The 25,858-nt window shown below is 63.1% G+C and carries 21 protein-coding genes; 17 read left to right on the top strand and 4 right to left on the bottom strand.

The genetic code is table 11. The features are described from left to right. Positions 1-59: 59 nt before the first annotated feature. Positions 60-749, top strand: a complete 690-nt coding sequence (locus U5782_RS02420; RefSeq protein WP_322042267.1) for a FadR/GntR family transcriptional regulator — start codon at positions 60-62, stop codon at positions 747-749. Between the two features lie 108 nt (positions 750-857). After that, entirely contained in the window at positions 858-1,907 is a 1,050-nt protein-coding gene (locus tag U5782_RS02415; RefSeq protein WP_322042266.1) for an alpha/beta hydrolase, read from the top strand. Between the two features lie 148 nt (positions 1,908-2,055). Here U5782_RS02415 and phaP read toward each other — a convergent pair whose 3' ends face one another. Continuing rightward, positions 2,056-2,616, bottom strand: coding sequence for a TIGR01841 family phasin (phaP, locus tag U5782_RS02410; RefSeq protein WP_322042265.1), 561 nt, complete (start codon positions 2,614-2,616; stop codon positions 2,056-2,058). Between the two features lie 525 nt (positions 2,617-3,141). Here phaP and U5782_RS02405 point away from each other — a divergent pair. The 9 genes from U5782_RS02405 to U5782_RS02365 all read left to right on the top strand — a co-directional run bounded on the left by U5782_RS02405 (position 3,142) and on the right by U5782_RS02365 (position 15,334). Further along, entirely contained in the window at positions 3,142-4,605 is a 1,464-nt protein-coding gene (locus U5782_RS02405) for a catalase (RefSeq protein ID WP_322042264.1), read from the top strand. 282 nt (positions 4,606-4,887) lie between these two features. After that, entirely contained in the window at positions 4,888-5,502 is a 615-nt protein-coding gene (locus U5782_RS02400; RefSeq protein WP_322042263.1) for a cytochrome b, read from the top strand. A 19-nt stretch (positions 5,503-5,521) separates the two neighbouring features. Further along, the gene (locus U5782_RS02395; RefSeq protein ID WP_322042262.1) at positions 5,522-6,997 is read left to right on the top strand and encodes a glycosyltransferase; all 1,476 of its coding nucleotides are present in this window, start codon (positions 5,522-5,524) and stop codon (positions 6,995-6,997) included. 235 nt (positions 6,998-7,232) lie between these two features. After that, positions 7,233-8,639, top strand: coding sequence for a circularly permuted type 2 ATP-grasp protein (locus U5782_RS02390; protein ID WP_322042261.1), 1,407 nt, complete (start codon positions 7,233-7,235; stop codon positions 8,637-8,639). Positions 8,640-8,700: 61 nt separating this feature from the next. Next, positions 8,701-9,654: an alpha-E domain-containing protein gene (locus tag U5782_RS02385; RefSeq protein WP_322042260.1), complete on the top strand. Its 954-nt coding sequence runs from the start codon at positions 8,701-8,703 to the stop codon at positions 9,652-9,654. Between the two features lie 52 nt (positions 9,655-9,706). Beyond that, positions 9,707-10,516, top strand: a complete 810-nt coding sequence (locus U5782_RS02380; RefSeq protein WP_322042259.1) for a transglutaminase family protein — start codon at positions 9,707-9,709, stop codon at positions 10,514-10,516. A 102-nt stretch (positions 10,517-10,618) separates the two neighbouring features. Continuing rightward, on the top strand, positions 10,619-11,494 hold the full coding sequence (locus tag U5782_RS02375) for a proteasome-type protease (protein WP_322042258.1): 876 nt from the start codon (positions 10,619-10,621) through the stop codon (positions 11,492-11,494). Positions 11,495-11,700: 206 nt separating this feature from the next. Then, a complete protein-coding gene (locus U5782_RS02370) occupies positions 11,701-13,413 on the top strand; it encodes an acid phosphatase (protein WP_322042257.1) in 1,713 nt (570 codons plus the stop codon). 559 nt (positions 13,414-13,972) lie between these two features. Then, complete coding sequence (locus U5782_RS02365; RefSeq protein WP_322042256.1) at positions 13,973-15,334, top strand: sugar efflux transporter; 1,362 nt, start codon at positions 13,973-13,975, stop codon at positions 15,332-15,334. Positions 15,335-15,434: 100 nt separating this feature from the next. Here U5782_RS02365 and U5782_RS02360 read toward each other — a convergent pair whose 3' ends face one another. After that, positions 15,435-16,946, bottom strand: coding sequence for an MFS transporter (locus tag U5782_RS02360; protein WP_322042527.1), 1,512 nt, complete (start codon positions 16,944-16,946; stop codon positions 15,435-15,437). 161 nt (positions 16,947-17,107) lie between these two features. Further along, on the bottom strand, positions 17,108-17,587 hold the full coding sequence (locus U5782_RS02355) for a hypothetical protein (RefSeq protein ID WP_322042255.1): 480 nt from the start codon (positions 17,585-17,587) through the stop codon (positions 17,108-17,110). A gap of 795 nt (positions 17,588-18,382) precedes the next feature. Between U5782_RS02355 and U5782_RS02350 the strand changes: the two genes are divergently transcribed. The 5 genes from U5782_RS02350 to cyoD all read left to right on the top strand — a co-directional run bounded on the left by U5782_RS02350 (position 18,383) and on the right by cyoD (position 24,161). Then, positions 18,383-19,942, top strand: coding sequence for an NADH-quinone oxidoreductase subunit M (locus U5782_RS02350; protein ID WP_322042254.1), 1,560 nt, complete (start codon positions 18,383-18,385; stop codon positions 19,940-19,942). A 349-nt stretch (positions 19,943-20,291) separates the two neighbouring features. Further along, positions 20,292-21,179, top strand: coding sequence for a ubiquinol oxidase subunit II (gene cyoA / locus U5782_RS02345; RefSeq protein WP_322042253.1), 888 nt, complete (start codon positions 20,292-20,294; stop codon positions 21,177-21,179). Between the two features lie 7 nt (positions 21,180-21,186). Continuing rightward, positions 21,187-23,220: a cytochrome o ubiquinol oxidase subunit I gene (gene cyoB / locus U5782_RS02340; RefSeq protein WP_322042252.1), complete on the top strand. Its 2,034-nt coding sequence runs from the start codon at positions 21,187-21,189 to the stop codon at positions 23,218-23,220. Further along, on the top strand, positions 23,220-23,831 hold the full coding sequence (gene cyoC, locus U5782_RS02335; RefSeq protein WP_322042251.1) for a cytochrome o ubiquinol oxidase subunit III: 612 nt from the start codon (positions 23,220-23,222) through the stop codon (positions 23,829-23,831). Before cyoB ends, cyoC begins: the two co-directional genes overlap by 1 nt. Further along, complete coding sequence (gene cyoD / locus U5782_RS02330) at positions 23,832-24,161, top strand: cytochrome o ubiquinol oxidase subunit IV (RefSeq protein WP_322042250.1); 330 nt, start codon at positions 23,832-23,834, stop codon at positions 24,159-24,161. It abuts the gene before it with no gap. Positions 24,162-24,274: 113 nt separating this feature from the next. On the opposite strand, the gene U5782_RS02325 is transcribed toward cyoD, so the two are convergent. Then, positions 24,275-24,925, bottom strand: a complete 651-nt coding sequence (locus U5782_RS02325; protein ID WP_322042249.1) for an SGNH/GDSL hydrolase family protein — start codon at positions 24,923-24,925, stop codon at positions 24,275-24,277. A 156-nt stretch (positions 24,926-25,081) separates the two neighbouring features. Here U5782_RS02325 and U5782_RS02320 point away from each other — a divergent pair, with 156 nt between their 5' ends. Further along, a complete protein-coding gene (locus U5782_RS02320; protein WP_322042248.1) occupies positions 25,082-25,684 on the top strand; it encodes a TetR/AcrR family transcriptional regulator in 603 nt (200 codons plus the stop codon). Positions 25,685-25,858: the final 174 nt, after the last annotated feature.

Below are 25,858 nucleotides of genomic sequence, written 5' to 3'. Positions count from 1 at the left end.
CGGTTCATATGACTTACAATCCACGACACACCTGACAACTTACCGCGTAGCACCTCATCATGGCTGAGCAGAAAGCGCCGAATATGCCGGCGCGGATTTACAGCGACATCCTGAACCGCATCATCGAAGGCGAATACAAGGAAGGCGAACGCCTGCCGACCGAGCACATGCTCGCGGAACGCTTCGCGACCTCGCGGCCCACCGTGCGCGAAGCGCTCGCGCAACTGCGCGCCGACGGCATCATCGCCACGCGCCACGGTTCGGGCACCACGGTCATGCGCCGTCCCGACCCGGACGTGCGCCGCTTTGCGCCGCTCGAAACGTTGTCGGACATCCGCCGCTGCTACGAATACCGCGTGGTGGTGGAGGCGGGTGCGGCCTCGCTCGCCGCAATGAAGGCCGACGACGCCGACCTCGCCGCTATCCGCCGTGAGTGGGACAACCTTCAGACGATCATCGAGACCTCGGGCATCGGCGCGAAGGACGACTTTGCATTCCATATGGCCGTTGCGCGTGCTTCGAAGAACCAGTTCTTCATCACCGCGCTCTCGGGCATCCAGGAGCAGATGGTCTTCAGCATGAATCTCTCGCGCAACCTCTCGCTCGTGAAGTCCATCGAGCGCCAGCGCATCGTGCAGCAGGAGCATCTGGAAGTGCTGGAAGCCATTCAGGCACGCGACGCCGCGCGCGCCGCGCAGGCCATGCGCGACCACCTCGAACATGCGGTCAGCCGCATGTTCGGCTCCTGATCGACGATTGAAAGGCGGCGCGCAGCCGCCTCTTCGGTCTCTCCGCGCTTTCTGCCGCGGGTTTCCGTTCCGAACGTTTTATCCTGTGTTTTTCCAATGAGAAACACGATGGGTTCGACTGTTCTGCGGGCTGTCTTTGCCACGGCGCTGGCCCTTTTTCTTGTCACTTCTGCCGCTGCGCGCCCGGTCGACGCGATCGCCAGCGCGCGCATGCCGCTCGACACGCCACACGGCCATGCCGAATTCGCACTCGACCTGAGCGCGGACTGGAACACGCCACAGCCCGACGTCGTGCGCGCCGTGATCGTGCTGCACGGCCGACTGCGTAACGCCGACGACTACTTCCACACCGCGCAACGCGCGCGCGAACTTGCGGGCGGCGATCCGTCGGGCGGCGATCCATCCAGCACGATCCTGATCGCTCCGCAATTTCTCTCGACCGCCGATGCGCACGCTTTTCACGCACCGCGCGATCTGCTGAGCTGGCACGCCAACTCCTGGATGGGCGACGCCGACGCGAAAACGGGCGCGCCGGTGGGGTCTTACGCGGTGCTCGACGCCATCGCCCGTCGCCTCGCAGACTCGCAGCGCTTTCCCAATCTGAAGACGATCGTGTTCGCCGGGCATTCCGGCGGCGCGCAGGTGCTTCAACGCTATGCGATCGCGTCCGACATGCCGGACGAACTCGCGCAGGCGGGTATCGACGTGCGTTTCGTCGTGGCGAGTCCTTCGTCCTATGCGTATTTCGACACCCAGCGGCCTCTCGCCGATGGGACGCTCGCCGCCTTCGATGCATCGCACTGCGCGGGCTTCGATACGTGGAAATACGGCATGGAAGGGCGTCCCGCATTCATGCGTGAGCGCTCGCCGCAGCAACTGGAAGCACGCTACGCGCTGCGGCGGGTGCTTTATCTGGTGGGCGGCGCGGACCACAATCCCAGTTCGGATTCGCTCGACAAAAGCTGCGCCGCGATGGCGCAAGGGCCGCAACGTCTGGCGCGCGCAGAAGGCTTCTTCCGCTATATGCAGACGCGTCACCCGGCGGGGCTGAATCAGGATTTCCATGTCGTGCCGGGTGTCGGTCACGACGGCGCGCGCATGCTCACTTCGCACTGCGCGCTCAAGTCGATGTTCGATGTGGGCGCGTGCGACGATTAAAGGCGCGTTGCCGAAAGGAAAGTCGCGAGCCGAAAAGACGTCAATCGGCAATATCTGCGCCCAAAAGAAAAAGCGGCTTCCGCTTGCGCGAAACCCGCTTTTTGCGCGGCTGTGACGCCGCAAGGGCGTCCAGCCGAAAATCTGGTGCTTAAGCCGTTTGCTTTGCAGCGCGCGTGGCTTGGGCTGCTGCCTTCGATGCTGCCTTGGTGACGGCGTCGATGTTGCTTTCGGCGATTTCGGTGGCTTGCTTCGCGGCCTTGTTCACCGACTCGAAAGCGCCTTGCGCTGCCGTGATAGCCGACTTGAATGCTGCGATGGCGGTTTCCGAACCGGCGGGTGCGTTCTTCGCTGCCGATTCAACCAGCGACTGGACTGCACGTTGCTGCTGTTCGATCTGGCTCTGCGCGGCTTCGGTGAATTCCGAGTGCGTGGCCGAGACGATGGCGTACACGTTGCGGCCATATGCCAGCGCCTTTTCGGCGGCGGGTTGGGCGAAGCCGGCTTGCAGTGCGAAGAAGCCTTGCGGATCCTTCGCCGTCAGCGCGCGCTGGGCGTGTTCCTGACCTTCAGCGATGGCGGCGCGAGCCGTCTCGATGTTCAGTTCGGCGAGCTTGACTGCGCCCTCGAATGCCTTCGTCGTGAGGCCGAAGAGGGTTTCGAGGCCAGCTTTCTGGGTGGCGGCGAATTGTTCGGGAGTAGGCAGAGTCATGTCGTCGTTCCTGATTGGGGGACCGCTACGCGTCGGTTCCGTTACGAGAAGGAGAAAACGTTCTTTGATCACCGGTTCGCGCATTGGTGCGATGCAGCAATCTGAGCTCATGATATCTCAATAGAAACGCGTGTCAAGCGTTATCTTGTGCGTCGCAACATTTCAGTAAACGCTTGATTCGAATTAAGAATTTGCTGACATCCGCAGGCACCGCAGCCGGCCAGAATTTCCGATTCGAAACGCATGGAAAAGCACGTAACGCCGCAAATTTTCCGATGCGAAACGACGCTGGCCCAGCGAACTTCTCCGCCATGCCGTCTTCTTCCGCGTTCCTGCAACCGCTTAAGCGCAACGCCTGGCGAGCCGGAGCAGAATGTCCCCTCCCTGGCGGCCAGGTGAGCGCCGGGGCGTCCCCCAATCAGAGCCGCGACGCGCTTCGCGTACCACGACGTTTCGCGCCCAATGTGCGCGGCACGGCTGTTGCGCGGCTCAGTGAGTTCTCAGCAATTCCACAGGAGAGGTGAAATGGCGGATTCGAGCGGAAAGTCTCTCGGCAAATCCACGACGAGCGCGGGAGCACCGGCCATCAGCGACCGCAACTCGCTGACGATCGGACCCGATGGCCCGATCCTGTTGCACGACGTGCATTTCCTCGAGCAGATGGCGCACTTCAACCGCGAGAAAGTGCCGGAGCGTCAGCCGCATGCGAAGGGCTCGGGCGCGTTTGGCGAGTTCAAGACCACCGAGGATGTCTCGAAGTACACGAAGGCAGCGCTATTCCAGCAGGGCGCGAGCACCGAAATGCTGGCGCGCTTTTCCACGGTGGCGGGCGAGATGGGCAGTCCGGACACGTGGCGCGACGTGCGCGGTTTTTCGCTGAAGTTCTACACGACCGAGGGCAATTACGACCTGGTCGGCAACAACACGCCGGTGTTCTTCGTGCGCGACCCGATGAAGTTCCCGCACTTCATCCGCAGCCAGAAACGTCTGCCCGATTCGGGCCTGCGCGACGCCGAGATGCAATGGGACTTCTGGACCAACAATCCGGAGTCCGCGCACCAGGTGACGTATCTGATGGGCGAGCGCGGCCTGCCGAAGACGTGGCGCCATATGAACGGCTACGGCTCGCATACCTATATGTGGGTCAATGCGCAGGGCGAGAAGTTCTGGGTGAAGTATCACTTCCATACCAACCAGGGCATGCAGTGCTTCACCAACGCCGAAGCCGAGGCCACAGCCGGCCGCGATGCCGACTTTCATCGCCGCGATCTGTTCGAGGCGATCAAGCGCGGCGAATTTCCGTCGTGGACGCTCTCGGTGCAGGTGATGCCGTATGCGGACGCGAAGCAATATCGCTTCAATCCGTTCGATCTCACGAAGACGTGGTCGCACAAGGACTATCCGCTCATCAAGGTCGGCACGATGACGCTCAACCGCAACCCGGAGAACTTCTTCGCGCAGATCGAGCAGGCCGCGTTCTCGCCGGGCAACACGGTGCCGGGCATTGGCCTGTCGCCGGACAAGATGCTGCTGGGGCGCGCGTTTGCCTATAACGATGCGCATCGCGCGCGCATCGGCACGAACTTCAACCAGTTGCCGGTGAATCGCCCGAAGGTGCCCGTGCAGACGTATCAGTTCGACGGTCACATGGCGTTCGAGCACACCGGCAACGCGCCGACTTACGTGCCGAATAGCTTCGGGCGCCCGTGGGCCGACCAGACCGGTCCCGCCGACGACGGCTGGGAAGCCGACGGCGACATGGTCCGCAGCGCCTACACACTGCACGCCGACGACGACGACTTCAGCCAGCCGGGCCACCTCGTGCGCAACGTCTTTAACGACAAGCAGCGCGCGTTGCTGGTCGAGCAGGTGGTGGCGAGCCTGGGCGGCGTGCGCAGCCCGGTACGCGAGCACGTGTTCGAATACTGGAAGAATATCGACGCCAACGTCGGGCGTCAGATCGAAGAGCAGGCGGGCAGCGGCAAGTAAGCTGTCACTGCCCGACCCGCAAGCCGGAGTGGTGCGCTACGCGCCGTTCCGGCTTTTTTGCGTCCGCGCCTCGCATGGAGCACGTGGAGCGGGCGATCGAAGCTGGCAAGCGCGCCATCTTTCGGCTTCTGCGGTGTCAGGTGCGAGGGCGCATAATGCGCGTGCCTCTTGCTGGTATCCGGCCTCGGGCTCCGGCGACACTCAACGAATGTTTGCGCGTGCGATGGAATAAATCCTGCGCACAGCGCGTTATCCCCTACTAGAACGTTACGGCCCGCTCACGTGAAGACTTCTCTCTCCGCCGAATCGAGTTTTGACGCCGCCGCACCCGCGCAGAAGTACACGCGCGTGGCGGTGTTGCTGCACTGGTCGATCGCCTTGCTGATCCTCGGTAACGTCGCGCTCGGCCTGACGGCCTCGTTGCTGCCCGATGGCACGCTCTCCGACGAAGGCATCCGCTTCGTGATCGACACGCACAAGTCCATCGGCATCACCGTGCTGGGGCTGGCAATCCTGCGCGTGCTGTGGCGCCTCACGCACCGTCCGCCGCCGCTGCCCGCCGAGTTCCCCGCGTGGGAGCGCGCGGCCGCGCACGCGGCCCATATCGCGCTCTATGTGCTGATCTTCGCGATGCCGCTCAGCGGCTGGTTGCACGACTCGGCGTGGGTGGCCGCCGCCTCGCATCCCATGTATCTGTTCGGGCTGTTCCAGTGGCCGCGCATCGGTTTCATCATGAATCTCGATCCGGTCACCAAGAACCAGTTGCACGAACAGTTCGGCGCGCTGCACACGGCGTGCAGCTATGCGCTCTATGGCGTGCTCTTCCTGCATATCGCGGGCGCGCTCAAGCATCAGTGGATCGACCGTCATTCGGTGCTGCGCCGGATGATGCCGTGAACGACGAAAAAGGACTGTCTTGAACGACTCGCTCGACCAGGCGCTTGCGCGCACTTCACCGCGCATCGCGCCGCCGCCCACGCCGTTTGTCAGCATCGCCATTCATCTGAGCGTGATGGTGCTGTGGGCCGTGCTGTTCGCCCGCGCGTTCTTTCTGCAAGGGGTGGTCGCGTGGTCGACCGGCATCGCCTACGTGATCTACGACACGGTGTTGCTGATCTTCGTCGCCTGGCAGGCGCGCGTGTTATTGCGCCCCTACGAGAGCACAGGCATCGACGCGCCCGCATCGTCCGCATTGCCGACGCTCGGTGTGATCGTCGCGGCGCACAACGAGGCGGGCGTGCTGCCGATCACGCTCGACGCGCTGTTTGCGCAAACGCGCGCGCCGCGCCAGATCGTGATCGCCGACGATGGATCGACCGACGGCACTGCCGCGCTGCTGGCGAAGCAGTATGGTCTGACCGATCCGGGCGAAGGGCGCATGAGCGCGCCGTCGCCGCGTTACCCGAATCTGCGCTGGCTGAAGCTGGCGCACGGCGGCAAGGCGCGCGCGCTCAACGCGGCGCTCGGCGCGATGGACACCGACGCGGTGATGACCGTGGACGCCGACACCTTGCTCGAACCCGATGCCTGCGCCGCGATGGCCGATGCGTTCGCACGCGAGAGCACACTCGTGGCTGCGGCGGGTCTGCTTACGCCGGTCTGCGGCACGACGGCGAGTGGCCGTTTCTTCCAGTGGTTCCAGACCTACGAGTACATCCGCAATTTCATCTCGCGTTTCGCGTGGATGCGTGCGGACAGCCTGTTGCTCGTGTCCGGGGCGTTCGCCGCATTTCGCCGCGAAGCGGTGATGACGGTGGGCGGCTTCGATCCGAATTGTCTCGTAGAGGATTACGAACTGATTCACCGTTTGCGCCGCTATTCGGCGCGTGAAGGGCTGGGCTGGGATGTGCGCGTGATCGGCACAGCGCGCGCGACCACCGACGCGCCCGGCACGCTCGCGAGCTTCCTGCGCCAGCGTCGCCGCTGGTTTGCGGGCTTTCTGCAAACGCAATACTGGTATCGCGACATGACCGGCAACCGCCGATACGGCAAGCTCGGCCTCATGATGCTGCCCGTGAAAGCGTTCGACACCGTCCAGCCGATCTACGGCCTCACGGCGTTTGCGCTGCTGATCGGCTTTCTGTTCGACGGACGCTTCACGATCGTGCTGCCGGTGCTGGCGGTGATCGTCGGCAAGATTGTTGTCGACCTCGCGTTTCATCTGTTCTCGGTGCATCTGTATCGGCGCTGGAGCGGCGACCGCACGCATTCGAGCTTCGGCATGGCGCTGCTCGCGGCCATCTTCGAGCCGTTCTCGTTCCAGTTGATGCGCCATGCGGGCGCGGCATTGGGCTGGGTGCATTTCCTGCTGGGTCGGCGCAAATGGGGCGTCCAGCAACGCACTGGCTTGAGCGCGCAACAGCGGCGTGAGACCGCGGCACCGACGCGTTGAATGGGCAACCGCCACGGTTTCGCCTAGACTGCACCATGATGAGGCACCGAATCGCGCCGCCTGCGTCTAGCACGTTGGCGGCCGGACGCTTGCACCATTCAGGCGCGTAAAAGCGGGGCAATCGCGTCCCGCAGATGGCACACGCCTTGCTTTTTGTAGCGTACCGCAGCGCGCCGCCCGTGGTGAGAACCTTGCATCAGGACGCGTCGCTGCATCCACGCGCGAGAACGAGCCGATGCAAGTCCATGACGAAATGCGCGACGAGGGTGCTGTGCGCCCGCATTACGAACGTTTCCAGCACTGGCTGGAGCGACAGACCGGCGAGACGATGGCGCGCAAGCGCGCTGAAGCGGACCTGCTGTTCCGGCGCGTCGGCATCACGTTCGCGGTCAACGGCGACCTGTCGGGAACCGAGCGGCTGATCCCGTTCGATCTGATTCCCCGCATCATTCCCTCTGACGAATGGGCCACGCTCGAACGTGGATTGCGCCAGCGCGTAAAGGCGCTCAATCTCTTTCTCCACGACGTCTATCACGATCGCAACATCGTGCGCGCGGGCATCATTCCCGCCGAACAGGTCTATACGAACGCACAGTATCGGCCCGAAATGCAGGGCATCGATCTGCCGCTCGGCGTCTACGCGCATATCGCGGGCATCGACATCGTGCGTGACGGCCGCGATGGCGCGTTCTACGTGCTCGAAGACAATCTGCGCGTGCCCTCGGGCGTTTCGTACATGCTCGAAAACCGCAAGATGATGATGCGGCTCTTTCCCGAACTGTTCGTGCAGCACAAAGTTGCGCCCGTCGCGCATTACCCCGACCTGCTGCTCGAAACGCTGCGCGCGTGCGCGCCAGACGGCGTGGACGATCCGGTGGTCGTCCTGCTCACGCCGGGCATGTACAACTCCGCGTACTTCGAACATACCTTCCTCGCGCAGCAGATGGGCGTGGAACTCGTCGAAGGTAGCGATCTGTTTGTCGAGGACAACTACGTATTCATGCGCACGACCAAGGGGCCGCGCCGCGTGGACGTGATCTATCGGCGCGTGGACGACGACTTTCTCGACCCGCTCGCCTTCCGCGCCGACTCCGCGCTCGGCGTGCCGGGCCTGCTGACTTCGTATCGCGCGGGCCGCGTCGTGCTGGCGAATGCGATGGGCACGGGTGTGGCCGACGACAAATCGATCTATCCCTACGTGCCGGACATGATCGAGTTCTATCTGGGCGAGAAGCCGATTCTCAACAACGTGCCGACATGGCAGTGCAGGCGGCCCGAAGATCTCGCCTATACGCTCGACCGCTTGCCCGAACTCGTCGTGAAGGAAGTGCACGGCGCGGGCGGTTACGGCATGCTGGTCGGCCCGGCATCGACGCAGGCGGAAATCGAAGCGTTTCGCGCGCGTCTGCTGGCGCGGCCCGGCAATTACATCGCGCAGCCCACGCTGTCGTTGTCGGCGTGTCCGACCTTCGTCGAGGCCGGCATCGCGCCGCGCCATATCGATCTGCGGCCCTTCGTGCTGTCGGGCAAGACGGTCCAGATGGCGGCGGGCGGCCTCACGCGCGTTGCCCTCAAGGAAGGGTCGCTGGTGGTGAATTCGTCGCAGGGTGGCGGCACAAAAGATACCTGGGTACTCGAATGAGTGCGCCGTTGAAGATCACAACGTTGAAGATCGCAAGACACGGAAACAAAGAGGAGCGAGCATGCTGAGCCGTACCGCCGATCACCTGTTCTGGATGGCCCGTTACATGGAGCGCGCGGAGAACACCGCGCGCATGCTCGACATCAACCTGAGCGCGCTGCTATTGCCAGGCAACTCTGACGACGAAGCCCGTACGCACCGTGCGGTGCTACGCATTTCGGAGCTCGACACCGCTTTCGATGCACGCCACGAAAAGACCACGCGCAGCAACGTGTTGCAGTTTCTCGTGGCCGACCCGACCAATCCGTCGAGTATCTATTCGTGTCTGCAAGCGGCCCGTGAAAATGCGCGTGCGGTGCGTGGGACGCTCACGACGGAGTGGTGGGAAACCATCAACGACACCTGGTTGCAGTTCTCCGAACTATTGCGCGCCAATGAGTTGACGACCCATCCCGAGTCGCTGTTCGAATGGGTGAAGTTCCGCTCGCACCTGTCGCGTGGCGTGCGGGTGGGCACCGCCTTGCAGGACGATGCGCTGTTCTTTACGCAACTGGGCACTTTCCTGGAACGTGCCGACAATACGGCCCGTATTCTGGATGTGCGCTTCGTCGAAGTGGATCAGCCCGATTCGCGTTCGGCCGCGCGCCAGCTTGAAGACTTCTATTACTGGACCTCGATTCTGAGTTCGGTGTCCGCGCTCGAGATTTACCGCAAGGTGTATCGCGACGTGGTGACGCCCGCACGCGTGGTGGAACTGTTGATTTTGAATCAGCAGATGCCGCGCTCGCTGCTGGCGTCGATCGATGGCGTCTGCGCGAATCTCGCGATGCTGCGCACCGACGCATCGCGCGAAGTCGAACGCACGGCCGGCAAGCTGCGCGCCGAACTGCTTTACTCCGATTTGCGACAAGTCTTTTCCGTGGGCGTGCATACCTTCCTCACGCAGTTTCTTGCGCGCGTCTACGAGCTGGGCAACCAGGTCGCGCGCACGTATCTGATGCTGCCGGTGGGCTAGCGCGATGCGATATCGTTCGCATTCCAGATCGATTCGTTGAAGGATTTCAGCCATGCAACTCGCGATTCGCCACGACACCGTGTACCGCTACGATGCGCCGGTGCACTACTCGATCCAGCAACTGCGGCTCGCGCCTCTCACCACGCCCTCGCAGATCGTCACGCAGTGGCATGTGGACGCGCCCGGCAAGCTGGACGCGAGCCGCGACGCCTACGGCAACACGCTCATGACGCTGGTGCTCTCGCGTCCGCATCGCGAGATACGTCTGCGCGTGCGCGGTGAAGTGGAAACCGTGCCGCTTCCCGACGGGCGCTTGCCCGAAGGCGAAGGGCCGATCCCCACGTACCACTTCACGTCGCCCACGCGCCTCACGGAAGCCGATTCGGCGCTCTGCGAATTTGCGCAGAGCCTGGGGCCGCTCGACGACGCGGCCTCGATTCTCGACGCGGCGGCAAATATCACGCAGCGCGTGAGCTACGAAGCGGGGGTGACCGATGTGGCGCACACGGCCGCCGACGCGTTCTCGCTAGGCCGCGGCGTGTGCCAGGATCACGCGCACGTGATGCTGGCGGTGTGCCGTGCGCGCGGCGTGCCCGCGCGCTATGTGAGCGGCTATTTCGCGCCGGGCGACGTGCCCGAAATGGCGAGCCACGCCTGGGTGGACGTCTGGCTCGATAACGGCTGGGTGACGGTGGACGTCACGCACGCGTGTTTCGCGAGCGAAAAATACTGTCGTATTGCGGTGGGGCGCGACTACGAGGCGGCCGCGCCGGTGCGGGGGCGGCGCATCGGCGGTCTGGGCGAGACGCTCGACGTCAGCGTGCGGGTCAGCGCACAGACGGCGCAGCAACAACAGCAATAGTTTTCTCGTTATACGAGAGGAGACAACGCGGGTTTCTCCCGCTCAACGCTGCGGCGGAGCGTGCGAAAATCGCGGCTACACGAGGCGATTCGAAGGATAACCATGACGTACTGTGTAGCGCTGGCAGTGGAAGAGGGGCTCGTTTTCCTATCGGATACGCGTACCAACGCGGGGGTCGATCACATCAGCACCTCGCGCAAGATGGCGGTGTTCGAAGAACCCGGCGAGCGCGTGCTGGTGCTGCTCGTGGCCGGCAATCTGGCGATCACGCAGGCCACCTTGCAGGTGCTGACCGAGCAGCGCGACAGCGCGCAGCCCTCGCTCTGGAACGCGCCGAGCATGGTGGAGGCCGCGCGCATCGTCGGCGAGGCGGTGCGGGAAGTGCACCGGCGCGACGCCGAAGCGCTCAAGCAGTTCAACGTCGACTTCAACTGTAGCTTTATCCTCGGCGGGCAGATTCAGGGGCAGGCCATGCGCGTGTTCCAGATCTACGCGGCGGGCAATTTCATCGAAACGTCGAGCGTGAATCCGTACTTCCAGATCGGCGAGTCGAAGTACGGCAAGCCGATCATCGACCGTGTGCTCACGCCGCGCACGCCGCTCGACGAAGCGGCCAAGTGCGCGCTGATTTCGATGGATTCGACACTGCGCTCAAACCTCTCGGTGGGCTTGCCGCTCGATCTGCTCGTCTATGAGCGCGATTCGCTGCGCGTGACGCGTTACGCGTCGCTCGATCATTCCAACGACTATTTCCTGATGCTGCACTCGACCTGGGGCGAACGGCTGCGCCAGGTGTTCGGCGAAATTCCCGACCCGCTCTGGACCGACGATGGCGGCGTGCCGCGCCACGAGCGCGTAGAACTGCCCGCTGTGTCGCGCTCGCCGCACGAGGGCCATCGCGCGAACGACGAGCAGACCCGCCCCACGCAGACGCTCGCACAGGGGCCGCAGCCAGCGACGCCGCCGCGCAACACCTGAGTTTTTCCCTGCCTCCTCGCGCCTGAGTCGCACGGCCTTGTGCCGTGCGGGTTCGCCTGCGCGCGCCGTCGCGCGTAACGGAAGTGTCATGCGCCGTGCCGCCGCGCAGGCCGCCTCGCGCGGTATCCTCCTGCAGAACGTGTGTATTGACGTGCAATCTGCAGCGCGCGCTGAGCGCCCTTTGACCGGAAAGAGGAGACAGGCTGATGAAGCATGACGACCCGAAGGCAGCGGACCTGGACGGCGACGACGAGAACCGTGCGCCGGGAGAGCCGGGCGCGCCCGACGATCCTGCGCGCCGGCGCGTGCTGGGCGGTCTCGCCGCGGTGGGCGTGGGCCTGGCGCTCGGCGGGTGCGAAACGCCGCAGACGAACGCCGGCATGGGGCCGCGTACAGCGAGCGAAGCGCGCGTCGACGCGGCGCTACGTGACCAGGTGCGCCACATCGTCGTGATCTATGCCGAAAATCGCAGCTTCACGAATCTCTACGGCAATTTCCCCGGTGTGCAGACGCCGCTCTCGGGCGTGCCTGCCTCGCGCTACGCGCAACTCGACCGCGACGGCAAGACGCCGCTCACGCAGTTGCCAAAGATCTGGGGCGGCCTCGTTCCGCAGGCGCAGGAACTGGGCGGCAAGCGCTACAGGATCGGCGAGCAGGCCATTACCGGTCTTGCAAACCAGCCGTTTCGCATCGTCGACACGCATGGCGATCCGTTGCCGAACGGAATCATCACGCGCGATCTCGTGCATCGGTTCTATCAGAACCAGATGCAGATCAACGGGGGCCGCAACGACCAGTTCGCCGCCTGGGGCGATTCGGGCGGTCTGGTGATGGGCTATTACGAGAACTCCGCCGACACCTTGCGCCTGTGGCAACTCGCGCAGCAGTACACGCTTTGCGATAATTTTTTCATGGCCGCCTTCGGCGGCTCATGGCTCAACCACATCTACCTGATCGCCGCGCAGCCGCCGTACTACCCGAACGTGCAGTCTAGTCCGGCGAAGAAACTGGTTTCCGTGCTCGACGGCGACGATCCGTTCGGCACGCGGCTCAAGCTCGCGGAAAGCAATCCGGCCTCGGCGCTGGGCGGGCCGCCGAAGTTCGTCAACGACGGCGCCTTCACGCCCGACGGCTATGCGGTCAACACCATGGCGCCGCCGTACCAGCCCAGCAGCGTGCGACCCGCCGAGGACGGCAACGCCGCCTGGGCCGACCCGGCCGACCCGCGCGTGATGCCGCCGCAAACTTTTGCCACCATTGGCGACCGGCTCTCGGCCAAAGGCGTCGACTGGGCCTGGTACAGCGGCGCGTGGCAGTTTGCGCTCGACCATCGCGACACGGGCGCCGTGCCCGATTTCCAGTACCACCATCAGCCGTTCAACTATTTCGCCAGCTTCGCGCCGGGTACGGCGCAGCGCGCGCGGCATCTGCGCGACGCGGGCGTTGGCGACGATCCGGCCACCAATCGCCTGCTCGCCGACATCGACGCGGGGCGGCTGCCCGCCGTGACGTTCTACAAGCCGCAGGGCAACCTGAACATGCACGCGGGCTATGCCGATGTGGAGTCGGGCGACCGCCATGTGGCCACCGTGATCGAGCATCTGCAACGCAGCCCGCAGTGGGCGAACACCTTGATCGTGATGACGCACGACGAGAACGGCGGCTGGTGGGACCCGGTCGCGCCGCCGACGGGCGACCGCTGGGGACCGGGTTCGCGCATCCCCGCGCTCGTGGTCGCACCGTTCGCGAAGAAGGGCTATGTCGATCACACCTTCTACGACACGAACTCGATCCTGCGCTTCATCAGCCGCGTGCATGGCCTCGCGCCGCTCGATGGCGTGGCGTCGCGCGACCAGGCTTTCGCCGCACGCGGACAGACGCCACCCGGCGACCTGACGGGGGCGCTCGATCTGGCGTGACGGCGCGCCGCAGGGCAGGCGGGCAAAAGTTGCGGATCGGAAACCTCTGCTGATTCTGTGACTAAATCGACTAACTGTCCGTCCGATCAATGAGTTGGTGCGCTCTTCAGGTGGTTATAAACAGGGTTGTCCACAGAAGTTGTGGACAACTTTTCTGCATAGTTTTTGTGCATTTTTGCTGACTCGAAGGAATTTATCCTTTGTGATCAGTGGCTTGGTTGCGATGTCCAGTACTTGCCCACAGGGCTGCCAACAAAAACTGTGGACAAACCCGCTTCCAGCTTTCGTGTTTGCATCAAAGCTGCTGCAAACGGCAACGTTGCAGACAATCCGATATGCATCAGGCACTTGGCGCACTCATCCCAGGGTTACGCACAGGCCTGTGAACAAAAACTGTGGATAGCGCGCCGAAGCCGGACCTGGATCCAGACCCAGATGCTGATATCGATAACACTCGCCTTGCGCCGCGCGCGGTTTCGGCCCGATAATCGGTTTCGCAATCGGGTTCAATCAGCCTGAACGCGTCGCCTCCACTTCTCCCGCCACTCTCCATCGCGCCGTGCTCAAGAACTCGCGCTTTGTCGGTCTCCTGCATATTCCCGGTTTTCTGCCGCTCGCCGGCGCCACCCTGATGCTCGGTGTGGCGATGTCCTTCACCGCTCCGTATCTGTCCTTGTTCGGCGTCGAGCGCGCGGGCATGACGCCGTTCCGGCTTGGCGTGTTCATGACCGCCATCGCCGCGAGCGGCGTGATCGCCAGCACGGCGGCGGGGCGCTGGAGCGACCGCACGGACAAGCATCGGCTGCTGTTGCTGGTCTCGCTGTGCGCCGCCACGCTCGGCTATCTGTGCCTGTGCATCGTGCGCGACTACCGGCTGCTGCTGGCCGTGGGCATTGCGTTCATCGGCGCGGGCGGCTGCGCGATGTCGCTGGTGTTCTCGTTCAGCCGCGCCGCGCTGCCTGCCGCTGACGACGCCGAGCGCACCTTTGCCAGCGCAACCTTGCGCACGATTCTGTCGGCCGCGTGGGTGTTCGGCCCGGCGGTCGGTGCATTGGTGCTCGCGGCCACCGGTTTCTACGGGCTGTTCCTGTTCGCGGCGGCCAGTTTCGCCGCCTGCGGCACGATTGTCTGGCGTATGCGCGAGCCGCGCCAGGACGAGCATGCCACCCAGCATCTGATGGCGCGGCCCACGGCTCAGGAGGTGGCGCAGGAGCGCGCCGAAGAGGCCATCGCGCCTTACGAGGGCCAGCCGCTCACTCAGGCCGAGGTGCAGCCCGCCGTGAAGCAGCGTGTGCGCGCGAGCGCGCCGGATGTCTCGCAGAAGGACATCATGCGGGCGGTCGTTGCGCTCACATTGATCGGTCTTGCCGCCAACGCGACCATGATCGTGCTGCCGCTCTATATCGTCCACGGCTTGCAGGGCACCCGGATCGACGTGTCGATCATGCTGGGTCTCGGCGCGCTGATGGAGATTCCGATGATGCTGGCGCTTGGGGCCAAGGCTTCGCGCCTGAACAAGTCGCATTGGCTGGCGGCCTGCGCCGTCGTGCACGCGGTGTACTTCGCGGCGATGGCGGCGGCGCCGGGCGTCCACTCGCTCATTCCGATGCAGATCCTCAATGCCTTCGTGGTGGCCGTGACGTCGTGCCTCGGCATGACCTTCGTGCAGGATCTGATGCCCGATTCGCCGGGGCGGGCGACGGCGCTGTTCTTCAATGCGTCGCGGCTGGGCTCGATTTTGTCCGGCGTGCTCTCGGGGATGCTTGTGCAGGCGTTCGGTTATCGCGGCACGTTCCTGTTCTGCGGCGTGCTGGCGCTGTGCGCGCTGGTACTGTTCGCTGTGCCTGGCGAGCAATATCCGAAGATGGCGCGCGCGTTGCGCGAGTTCGTGCGCGAGCGTTTCGCATCGCGTACGAAGTAGACTCCATCGTGGATAGTCGATAAGGTATCCGAATCAATTGGCATAAAGTACAAGGCGGCGCGATCAACGCGCCGCCTGCATCGTTCAACGTCGAAAGCCGTTATTCGACCGTTTCGGCCACGCGCAAGCCCGTCGGGCGCTGCGTGTTATCGCCATCGACGGCCGAAGCAAAATCCTCGGCATCCACGTCGTATCCCGACGGTTCCCAGCGCACTGCGAGCAGCGCCACGAGTCCTGCGAGCGGTGCGATTGCGATGATCCAGAACACGCGCGTATGAAGCGCGGCGGCGAGTACCGGGAACAGGAACAGCGAAACCGTGGAACTGGCGCGCATCAGCGTCTGGTTCAGACCGACGCCCACGCCGCGCAGCGAGGTCGGATAGGCGAGCGAGGCGAACGTCATGCTGTGCGAGCCCGGCCCGATCCCCTGGCCGAACAGGAAGGCCGCGAGCAGCGCGACGGCGCTCACGACTTCGGGCGTCGTCGCGGGCTTGCCCACGATCGCGAGGCCCACGAGCGCCACGAACTGGATCGCGTAGCCGCAGACCGTCATGTTCCAGGCGCCGAAGCGCGGCACGGTGCGCACGGCGATCAGGCCGCCCACGAACGCGAAGCACAGATTGAGCGCGAGCGAGGCGAGGATGGTGGTGAGCATCGACTGCGCGAGGAAGCTCGAAATGATTACCGGCAGGCCGAACGCCACGGCGTTGTAGGCGAAAGAGGACGCCACGCCGATCACAGTTGCGAGCACGGTGCGGCGCTTGTAGACGCCGCGCAGCAGCGCGCCGTAGTTCTTCCACGATGCCACGCGAGCGGGCTTCGTCGCAGCCGTCTGGAGGGCTTCGGGCGCGACTTCCGCATCAATGCCATAGGAGCGCTGCAGGATGCGCGCCGCGCCTGCGAGATCGCCCTGATTCGCGGCCCAGACCGGCGACTCGCTGATGTAGCGGCTGCGGATCGCGATGATGACGAGCGCGGGCACCGCGCCGAAGCCGAGCGTCAGGCGCCAGAGCAGATGCGAGTGCGACGCGGGCAGCGTCGCGTAGAACGCCAGCACGAGCAGATAGGACACGCTGATGGCCGCGTACCAGACGGGGCACCACATCGCCACGCGTGCGGCCTTGTTGCCGCGGCCCGAGAGGCGCGAGAACTCCGCGAGGAAGGCCATCGCCACGGGCAGGTCGATGCCGACGCCGAGTCCCATGACGAAGCGCGCGCCGCCTAGCACCCATGCGTTGGGGGCGAGCGCGCAGGCGAGGGCGGCGACCACGAAGAAGAACATGTCGGCCATGAAGACGCGGTAGCGGCCGATGCGGTCGGTCAGGAAGCCGCCGAGAAACGCGCCGACGATCGCGCCGAACGTGATCGCCGAAGCCACGAAGCCGGTGCCCGCCGGCGAGAGCGAGAATTCGCGCGCGACATCCTTGAGGCCGAAGGCGAGCGCGCCCAGGTCGTAGGCGTCGAGGAACACGCCACCCAGCGCGATCGCGACGACGATGCGTGCGTTGCTGTCGGGCGCACCCCCCGCGTTGACGAGCCGCGAGACATCGGCGGCACTGTGAATCAGCGGGCGGCCAGCGGAAGAGAGGGAGGCGGACGAAGCGGAGGACATGCGGACAGGGCTAAGCGGCGGCTGAAAGCTGGCCATGCTACCGGCGGCTCGTTGGCTGTCCAAATCGTCTTTCGTAATGAGCTTATGCCGTGTGCATGGCTGTGTCTGACGCGTCGAACCCAGCCGCACCGTCACGGTGCATGTCTCGGTGCGCCAGTGCCTCAGTGCATATAGGTCACGCGGCGGCTGCGGTCGCTCAATTGAACACCCGCGTCGAGCAGGCAGATGGCGAACCAGCGCGCGGTCTTGAGCATGGCGCTCACGCTTTGCGAGGGCAGCCAGTCGTTGAGAAGCTGCACGGCGGCCTCGCTACGCGTCGATTGCAGCAAGGCGATCACCTGCAACAGCGAGCCTTCGTCTTTCGCCAGTTCCGACGCGCAGCGGCAGCGCGTATCGAGCGGGCGGCACGAGGCGTGGCACAGCGTACCCATCAGCAGATCGAAATGGCCGATGCCTTCGGCGCCCAGTCCCGCGTCGGCGAGCACGCCGCGCCAGTTCTCGGCCTTGGCGTAGGCGTCGCAGTGCGGGCGCAGCCAGGTGCGCACGGCGCGCAGGATGGTTTGTTCGGCGCTGTCGGGGTGCTGGACGAAGGTGTCGTCGATCAGCGTGTCGTTTCTCGCGAATGGGGCGGTGTAGTTCATGGGAGCCTCGGGCGAACGGGTCGGTCGGACGCGCAACCATTGCGCGGATCATTCGAGGCCGGCCTCGCCGGCATGGAAAGCATGATGCCCCAAAATACTCTCAAATGCAAATGATTCTCATTTGTATAATTGACGGTGCCAGATGGGTGTGGAGCCAGCAGGGGAGCAAGACCGATCGACGTAGGGATCCCCAGTCGCGCCAGGAAGGTCTCTTCCACGGCGCCCGCTTAATCAGGGGGCGCCGAGCGGCTACAGTGCGGCCCATGCGTGTTCCAGCACCGCTGGTGCATCGTGAGAGTTCGCCCCGGCCCGAAGACGGCCGGGGCTTTTTTTTGCGCCGCGCAAACACGCGCTCAACAGGCCTGGCGGGGCCGCCGGGATCCTTCCCCTATGCATAAGTCATTGAGGGGAAAGAAACAACTAAGGTATTATTTCGGCCGCGCGGTGTGACGGCGTGTCGCTTCCACGGGCGTACTGGAGGTCGTCGAGGGTTGGTCTGAGGCTGGAAAGGCGCTGAACGAGGCGATTGCCTGTTTTTTCTGGTAACAAAAAGTTTCGGAAAAACAATGGCTTGGTTCAAGTCGATGATCGGGTTTGGGTTGTTGCGCTGCAAAAAATCCGTAATCCGTTTACCCTCGTTAACCCTTGAACGTGTGTTGCATATCGCCTCAGCTGACAAGAACGTTACAGCTCGTCTGGCTCGATTTTCACCCCGCGTCAATCTTTCAGTTTGCTTGCGCACCAGCCCGTGCGCTGACAAAGCTATGTGCTCCGCATTTTTAAGGTCCTGTTGAAATGCAATCCGTTCCATTCCTGAGTCTGGCGATCTGGATTCCCATCCTGTTCGGCGTGGCTGTGCTGCGCCTCGGGTCGGATCGCCATCCGCAGCGCACGCGTTGGTTGTCGCTGACTGGCGCCATCGTCGGTCTGCTGCTGACCATTCCGCTCGTTACCGGTTTCGACAACCATGTTGCCGCCATGCAGTTCGTCGAATTCCGTAACTGGCTGCCCGACTTCGGTGTGGCGTGGCGACTCGGGATCGACGGCATTTCGATGTGGCTCGTCGTGCTCACGGCGTTCACGACGCTCGTGATCGTGATCGCCTCGTGGGAGTCGATCACCGTGCGCGTGGCCCAGTACCACGGCGCGTTCCTGATTCTTTCGGGCCTGATGGTCGGCACCTTCGCGGCGACCGACGGCATGCTCTTCTTCGTCTTCTTCGAAGCCACGCTGATTCCGCTTTACCTGCTGATCGGCGCGTGGGGCCATGCCCGCCGCAGCTACGCGGCAGTCAAGTTCTTCTTCTTCTCGCTGGCCGGCTCGCTGCTGATGCTGGTGTCGATGCTGTATCTCTACAGCCAGTCGCACACCTTCAACATGGCTGAGTGGCACAACCTCACGCTCGGCTTCGTGCCGCAGGTGCTGGTCTTTATCGGCTTCTTCGCGGCCTTCGCGGTCAAGGTGCCGATGTGGCCGTTCCACACCTGGCTGCCCGACGTCCACCTCGAAGCGCCTACCGGTGCGACCGTGATCCTGGCGATGCTCAAGCTCGGCGGCTACGGCTTCCTGCGCTTCACGCTGCCGATCACGCCTGACGCCGCGCACTTCTTCGCACCCGCGATCATCACGCTGTCGCTCGTCGCCGTGGTGTACTCGAGCCTGCTCGCGCTCGCGCAAACCGACATGACCCGCCTGCTGGCGTACTCGACGATTGCCCACATGGGTCTCGTCACGCTCGGCCTGTTCCTCTTCAACCAGATCGGCACCGAAGGCGCGATCGTCCAGATGATCTCGTACGGCTTCGTCTCGGGCGCCATGCTGCTCTCGATCGGCGTGCTGTTCGACCGTACCCACACGCGTACGATCTCGGCCTATGGCGGCGTCGTCAACACGATGCCGCGCTACGCGACCCTGATGATGCTGTTCTGCATGGCCAACGTCGGCCTGCCGGGCACCTCGGGCTTCGTGGGCGAGTTCATGGTCATCATGGGCGCGATCCGCGTGAACTTCTGGATCGGCGCGATTGCCGCGACGTCCGTCATCATGAGCGCTGCGTACACCCTCTGGATGTACAAGCGCGTGATCTTTGGCGCGGTGGCGAACAAGAGCGTTGCGAAGCTGGCTGACATCAGCCGCCGCGAAACGCTGGTGCTGGGTTCGCTCGCCGTGCTGGTGCTGGCAGTGGGCCTCTATCCGAAGCCCATGACCGATGCGATCGAGCTCTCGGCAGCCAACCTGGTGACCCAGGCCGGCCGCACCAAGCAGCCCGCAGAGGACACGGCCAACGCGGACGCAGTGCGCACGGATGCTGCGCGCCCCGCGACGGAAACCCGTGCTCCGCACTCGCCGACTTAAGTCGATCGGTCTAGCGAAAGAATGACGACGCAACTGCGCGCTGTCCCGCCCACGAGGCGGCACGGCGCGCAGGCGCGTTCAACAGTTTCGGATTTTTAGATTCGGAAAAAAGCCGCGGCGGATCCGCGTCAAGACTTTAGTGGGGCACGACGTGCGTGTGTTGATGAGGCGCGACAAACCTCGCGAACGCATGCGACATAGTGTCTCACTTTCGTTTTGACAAAGATCATTTTCAGCATTCATTGATTGTCATGGATCAAAGCGGCTGTATGATTCGGGCGCGCTTCCTTTGCCGGATGTCAGGGGATGTGCCCGGAACTATTCAATGAATGAAATTCAGGCAAACGTGATGAAAAGAACAACCTTGCAAAGGTTATTGCTTCCCGTCAGCGCCGGATTGGCCATGTGTCTTTCCGGTTGCAACTTGGAAGTCCTCGACCCCAAAGGTAGCGTGGGCGTGGCGGAAAAGCAGCTGATCGCTACTTCCACCTGGGCCATGCTGATTGTGGTGATCCCCGTGATCATCCTGACGCTGTGGTTCGCGTACCGCTATCGCGCGTCGAACCGCAACGCCACCTATGCACCGAAATGGTCGCATTCGACGGCCATCGAAGTCGTCGTCTGGACCGTCCCGACGCTGATCATTCTGTTCCTCGCGGTCCTCACGTGGAAGACCACGCACGAACTCGATCCCTACAAGCCGCTTGAATCGAACGTCAAGCCGATCAACGTCGAAGTGGTCGCGCTGGACTGGAAGTGGCTGTTCATCTACCCGGATCTGGGCATCGCCACGGTGAACCAGCTGGCCGTTCCGGTCGGCACGCCGGTCAACTTCAGCATTACGTCGGACTCGGTGATGAACTCGTTCTTCATCCCGCAACTGGGTACCCAGGTGTACGCGATGGCCGGTATGCAGACCCGTCTGCACCTGATCGCTGACGAAGCTGGCGACTACGCAGGTCTGTCGGCGAACTTCAGCGGCAAGGGCTTCTCGGACATGAAGTTCCGTACCCTCGCAACGAGCCAGAAAGACTTCGACGCATGGGTCCAGAAGGTCAAGGCGTCCTCGACGCAGCTTTCGATGGATCAATACGTGACGGTCGCGAAGCCGAGCGAGAAGGTACCGGTTGAATACTTCTCGACGGTGGACCCGAAGCTCTTCAACAACATCATCGCGAAGTACAACAACGGCCACGTCACGAATTTCAGTGACCCGTCGTGTGTGACCAAGGGGTAAACCAGGCATGTTCGGAAAACTTACACTATCCGACATTCCGTATCACGAGCCGATTATTCTCGGCACGATGATCGGGATGGCGCTCATCGGGGCGCTGGTCCTCGGTGCCATCACTTACCTCGGTAAGTGGAAATATCTGTGGTCGGAGTGGCTGACGAGCGTCGACCACAAGCGTCTGGGCGTGATGTACATCGTGCTCGCCCTCATCATGCTGCTGCGCGGCTTCGCCGACGCAATCATGATGCGTACCCAGCTGGCTCTCGCGTACAACGCGCCGGGCTATCTGCCGCCGCACCACTACGACCAGATCTTCACGGCTCACGGCGTGATCATGATTTTCTTCATGGCAATGGCCTTCATGGTCGGCCTGATGAACATCGTGGTGCCGCTTCAGATCGGCGCACGCGACGTCGCGTTCCCGTTCCTGAACTCGCTGTCGTTCTGGATGACCGCCGTTGGCGCGATCCTGCTGATGATCTCGCTGGTCGTCGGTGAATTCGCAATGACCGGCTGGCTCGCCTATCCGCCGCTTTCGGAGCTTGCATACAGTCCAGGGGTCGGTGTCGATTACTACCTGTGGGCGCTGCAGATCTCGGGTGTCGGTACGCTGCTGACCGGCGTGAACTTCTTCGTCACCATCATCAAGATGCGTGCTCCTGGCATGACGCTGATGAAGATGCCGGTGTTCACGTGGACGGCGCTGTGCACGAACGTGCTGATCATGGCCGCGTTCCCGATCCTGACCGTCACGCTCGCGCTGCTCGGCCTCGATCGCTACATCGGCACGCACTTCTTCACGAATGACGGTGGCGGCAACGCCATGCTGTACCTGAACCTGATCTGGGCCTGGGGTCACCCCGAGGTGTACATCCTGATCCTGCCGGCGTTCGGTGTTTTCTCGGAAGTCGTTGCGACCTACGCGAAGAAGCCGCTGTTCGGCTACAAGGCGATGGTGTACGCAACCTGCGCGATCATGGTGCTGGCATTCGTCGTCTGGCTGCACCACTTCTTCACGATGGGTTCGGGCGCTGACGTCAACGCGTTCTTCGGTATCGCCACGATGATCATCTCGATCCCGACGGGCGTGAAGATCTTCAACTGGCTGTTCACGATCTACCGCGGTCGCCTCGAGTTCAACTCGTCGGTGCTGTGGACGATTGGCTTCATGGTCACCTTCACCATCGGCGGCATGACCGGCGTGATGATGGCGATCCCGGGCGCGGACTTCGTGCTGCACAACTCGCTGTTCCTGATTGCTCACTTCCACAACGTGATCATCGGCGGCGTGCTGTTCGGCTACCTCGCCGGCTTCAACTACTGGTTCCCGAAGGCGTTCGGCTTCAAGCTCGACGAAAAGCTGGGCAAGCGCGCGTTCTGGTTCTGGCTCGTGGGCTTCTACGTTGCTTTCACGCCGCTGTACGTGCTGGGCTTCATGGGCGCAACCCGCCGTCTGAACCACTACGACAATCCGGCATGGCATCCGTGGATGATCATCGCGTGGGTCGGCGCCGTGCTCGTGGCAATCGGTATCGCGCATCAACTGATGCAGCTGTACGTGTCGATCCGCGACCGCAACCTGCCGGAAAACCGCGATGTGACGGGCGATCTGTGGGGTGGCCGTACGCTGGAATGGTCGATGTCGTCGCCGCCGCCGTCGTATAACTTCGCGATCATCCCGCACGTGAGCGAGCTCGACGAGTACGCCCACCTGAAGGAAACCGGCCGCGCGTTCGTTGACCCGGCGAAGACGAAGTACACCGACATTCACATGCCCTCGAACACGAGCGCAGGTCTGTTCATCGGTTTCTTCAGCCTGGTGCTCGGCTTTGCTGGCATCTGGCACATCTGGTGGCTCATGATCGTTGGCTTTGTCGGCATCGTCGGCACGGCAATCGCTTACAGCTTCCAGAAGAACGAAGGCTATTACATCCCGGCCGCCAAGGTTCGGGCGGACGAAGAAGCGCGTCATCGCGCACTGGTCAAGGCGTTTGCTGACAAGCAACGCGGTGGCAAGGTTGAAGAAGCACTGGAGGCCAACTGATGTTGACGAAAACTGGTGCGGCCGCACTCGCGGAGCACGATCACCACGATCACCCGCCGTCACACTCGGTGTTCGGTTTCTGGCTGTACCTGATGACCGACTGTATTCTGTTCGGCACGCTGTTCGCAGTGTTCGCCGTGATGCAGAACCAGTTCGCAGGCGGCCCGACGGGCAAGGACCTGTTCGACATCAACGGCGTCGCGATGGAAACGGCAGTGCTGCTGCTGTCGTCCATCACGTACGGCTTCGCGATGATCGGCGCGCACAAGCACCGCAAGGGCCAGGTGTTCTTCTGGCTGGCCATTACGTTCCTGCTGGGCGCAACGTTCCTGTATTTCGAACTCCATGAGTTCGCGAACATGATCGCCGAGGGCAACGGCCCGAGCCGCAGCGCGTTCCTGTCGTCGTTCTTCACGCTGGTTGCCACCCACGGTATCCACGTGACGTTCGGCATGATCTGGATGGTCGTCCTCATGGTGCAGACCCTGAAGGCGCCGGAACTGGGCGATCGCGAAATTCGCCGCCTGTCGTGCCTGAGCCTTTTCTGGCACTTTCTGGACATCGTCTGGATCTGCGTGTTCTCCTTTGTTTACCTTGCGAGCGTGATTTAAATGAGTGCTCATCCTATCCACGAAGAAGAAAGCCACGGCAGCTTCGGCGGCTATCTGGCCGGTTTCATCCTGGCGGTGGTGCTCACGGCCGCATCGTTCTGGGTGGTTCTGCATGGCGGCTTCCCGCGTGAAACCGCGTTGCTCGGCCTGGCTGTGCTCGCAGTCGTGCAGATCCTGGTCCACCTCGTGTTCTTCCTGCACATGAACACGTCGTCGGGTCAGCGCTGGAACGTGACCGCGTTCGGCTTCACGGTCATGACCGTGTTGATCGTCGTGGGCGGCACGCTGTGGGTCATGCACAACGTCGCCATGAACATGATGTCGCGTTAATTCGCGCATCCCGCGGGTCCCGCATCGCATGCGGGCGAAGCAAAAAACGCCGCCTGGGTTTGCGCCCGGCGGCGTTTTTCTTTTGGGGCTTCTTGTTGGGTTTCTTGTGCCGCTCAGGTGCTGAAGCGCTGCCGCACGAGAGCCGCGACCGCGTTGCCGAGCTTGTGGTGTTGATCGGCTTCGTAATGGATGCCGTCGGTTTGACTGACCTTCGCAAATTCGCCCGCATCGAGAAACGCCGAGCCGAATTTCACCGCCACGCGCTCATAGAGCGGCGCGAGCAGGCGCGATTTGGCCGCGCCGCCCGTGAAGATCTCGCCGAGAAAGCCGATTTCCTCGATCGGCGCGGGCGACATCAGCAGCACATGCGGCGTCGAGCCGCCCGGACCCGCACGGCAGGCGACGAGCGTTTCAAGCAGCACGTCCACTGAATTGGCGACGTCGGCAGGTGTGACAGAAAAGCGCGCCTTGAGGTCGTTGGTGCCGAGCATGAGCACGACCACATCGACGGGCAACTGACTTTCGAGGCAAGGGCGCAGGTAGGTCAGACCGTTCTTGTGGTGACCCTCGATGGGGTCGTCGTGAACCGTGGTGCGCGCGGGCAAACCTTCCTCGATGAGTTGCCAGCCGCTGCCGAGCGCGTCGGCCGCCACGCAAGGCCAGCGATCCGCGGGGCTGAAGCGTTCGAGCACGCCCGGCAAATTGAGCGGCCTGGTGCCGTGAGTGTTCGAATCGCCGTAACAGAGCAGGGTGCGTAACGACATGAGTGGCGCTCCAGATGGTGAGTTTCCGATGCGAAATTTCCAGCCGCCGCTCGTTTGAGGGCGCGAACGCGCGCGGCAGGCCGGTGCGATAAAGCCACTTCGTGAGTCGGGAGATTACTAGACGACTGGTCTAATCCACCTGTAACATGGCAACCCATGAACGCAGCGCCAGCCGTCGAAGTACGACAACACATCCTCGATACCGCCATGCCCATCATTTTGGGCAAGGGTTTTTCAGCCGTCGGTCTCAACGAGATCCTCGCGACCGCGGGCGTCCCCAAAGGGTCGTTCTATCACTATTTCGGCTCGAAAGAGGCATTCGGCGAAGCGCTGCTGACATCGTATTTCACCGAGTATGCGCAACGCCTCGAAGAACAGCTCGTGCAGCACGGCGGTTCGCCGGTCGAGCGCCTGATGGGCTACTTCGAGGAATGGCGCGTGATGCAGTGCGCGGACGGCCCCGACGGCAAGTGTCTCGCCGTGAAGCTGGGCGCCGAAGTGAGCGACCTGTCCGAGCCGATGCGTGCGGTTCTGCGTCGCGGCACGGAAGAGATCGTACGCCGCATCGCAGTGTGTATCGAAGAGGGCGTGGCGGACGGTTCGCTCACCGGCGTGAGCGATGCGAGTTCGACGGCGGCGACGCTCTATGAATTGTGGCTGGGCGCAACGCTGATGGAAAAAATCCGTCGCGATCGCCGCCCGCTCGATGCCGCGATGGCGACCACGCGGCTGCTTCTGAATTTGCCCGCTGGCGTTTGATTCGTCACGGCAGCATCTAAACGCCATATCGGCATGACATCATCATCTGGGCGTCCTTGAACGGGCGCTCTCTCGAAGAGTCGTGTCATGCGGCAAGTAACTAGACGACCGGTCTAATATTTTGAGCGCTGCATAGTGTGCTATAGCACAGCAGACCGGTTTCATTGGGCGCGC

The sequence above is a fragment of the Paraburkholderia sp. J67 genome, from assembly GCF_905220265.1.
Classification (GTDB): Bacteria; Pseudomonadota; Gammaproteobacteria; order Burkholderiales; family Burkholderiaceae; genus Paraburkholderia.
The sequence above is the reverse complement of the archived record's forward strand: the minus strand, read 5'-3'. Positions and strand labels throughout refer to the sequence as shown.

Excerpts from the sequence above, each read along its gene's own strand:
- U5782_RS02320 (WP_322042248.1), top strand. The coding sequence starts at position 25,082 with ATGAACGCAGCGCCAGCCGTCGAAGTACGACAACACATCCTCGATACC.
- U5782_RS02385 (WP_322042260.1), top strand. The coding sequence starts at position 8,701 with ATGCTGAGCCGTACCGCCGATCACCTGTTCTGGATGGCCCGTTACATG.
- U5782_RS02360 (WP_322042527.1), bottom strand. The coding sequence starts at position 16,946 with ATGTCCTCCGCTTCGTCCGCCTCCCTCTCTTCCGCTGGCCGCCCGCTG.
- U5782_RS02390 (WP_322042261.1), top strand. The coding sequence starts at position 7,233 with ATGCAAGTCCATGACGAAATGCGCGACGAGGGTGCTGTGCGCCCGCAT.
- cyoA (WP_322042253.1), top strand. The coding sequence starts at position 20,292 with ATGAAAAGAACAACCTTGCAAAGGTTATTGCTTCCCGTCAGCGCCGGA.
- U5782_RS02420 (WP_322042267.1), top strand. The coding sequence starts at position 60 with ATGGCTGAGCAGAAAGCGCCGAATATGCCGGCGCGGATTTACAGCGAC.
- U5782_RS02380 (WP_322042259.1), top strand. The coding sequence starts at position 9,707 with ATGCAACTCGCGATTCGCCACGACACCGTGTACCGCTACGATGCGCCG.
- U5782_RS02405 (WP_322042264.1), top strand. The coding sequence starts at position 3,142 with ATGGCGGATTCGAGCGGAAAGTCTCTCGGCAAATCCACGACGAGCGCG.
- cyoC (WP_322042251.1), top strand. The coding sequence starts at position 23,220 with ATGTTGACGAAAACTGGTGCGGCCGCACTCGCGGAGCACGATCACCAC.
- phaP (WP_322042265.1), bottom strand. The coding sequence starts at position 2,616 with ATGACTCTGCCTACTCCCGAACAATTCGCCGCCACCCAGAAAGCTGGC.
- cyoD (WP_322042250.1), top strand. The coding sequence starts at position 23,832 with ATGAGTGCTCATCCTATCCACGAAGAAGAAAGCCACGGCAGCTTCGGC.
- U5782_RS02325 (WP_322042249.1), bottom strand. The coding sequence starts at position 24,925 with ATGTCGTTACGCACCCTGCTCTGTTACGGCGATTCGAACACTCACGGC.
- U5782_RS02415 (WP_322042266.1), top strand. The coding sequence starts at position 858 with ATGGGTTCGACTGTTCTGCGGGCTGTCTTTGCCACGGCGCTGGCCCTT.
- U5782_RS02350 (WP_322042254.1), top strand. The coding sequence starts at position 18,383 with ATGCAATCCGTTCCATTCCTGAGTCTGGCGATCTGGATTCCCATCCTG.
- U5782_RS02370 (WP_322042257.1), top strand. The coding sequence starts at position 11,701 with ATGAAGCATGACGACCCGAAGGCAGCGGACCTGGACGGCGACGACGAG.
- U5782_RS02375 (WP_322042258.1), top strand. The coding sequence starts at position 10,619 with ATGACGTACTGTGTAGCGCTGGCAGTGGAAGAGGGGCTCGTTTTCCTA.
- cyoB (WP_322042252.1), top strand. The coding sequence starts at position 21,187 with ATGTTCGGAAAACTTACACTATCCGACATTCCGTATCACGAGCCGATT.
- U5782_RS02355 (WP_322042255.1), bottom strand. The coding sequence starts at position 17,587 with ATGAACTACACCGCCCCATTCGCGAGAAACGACACGCTGATCGACGAC.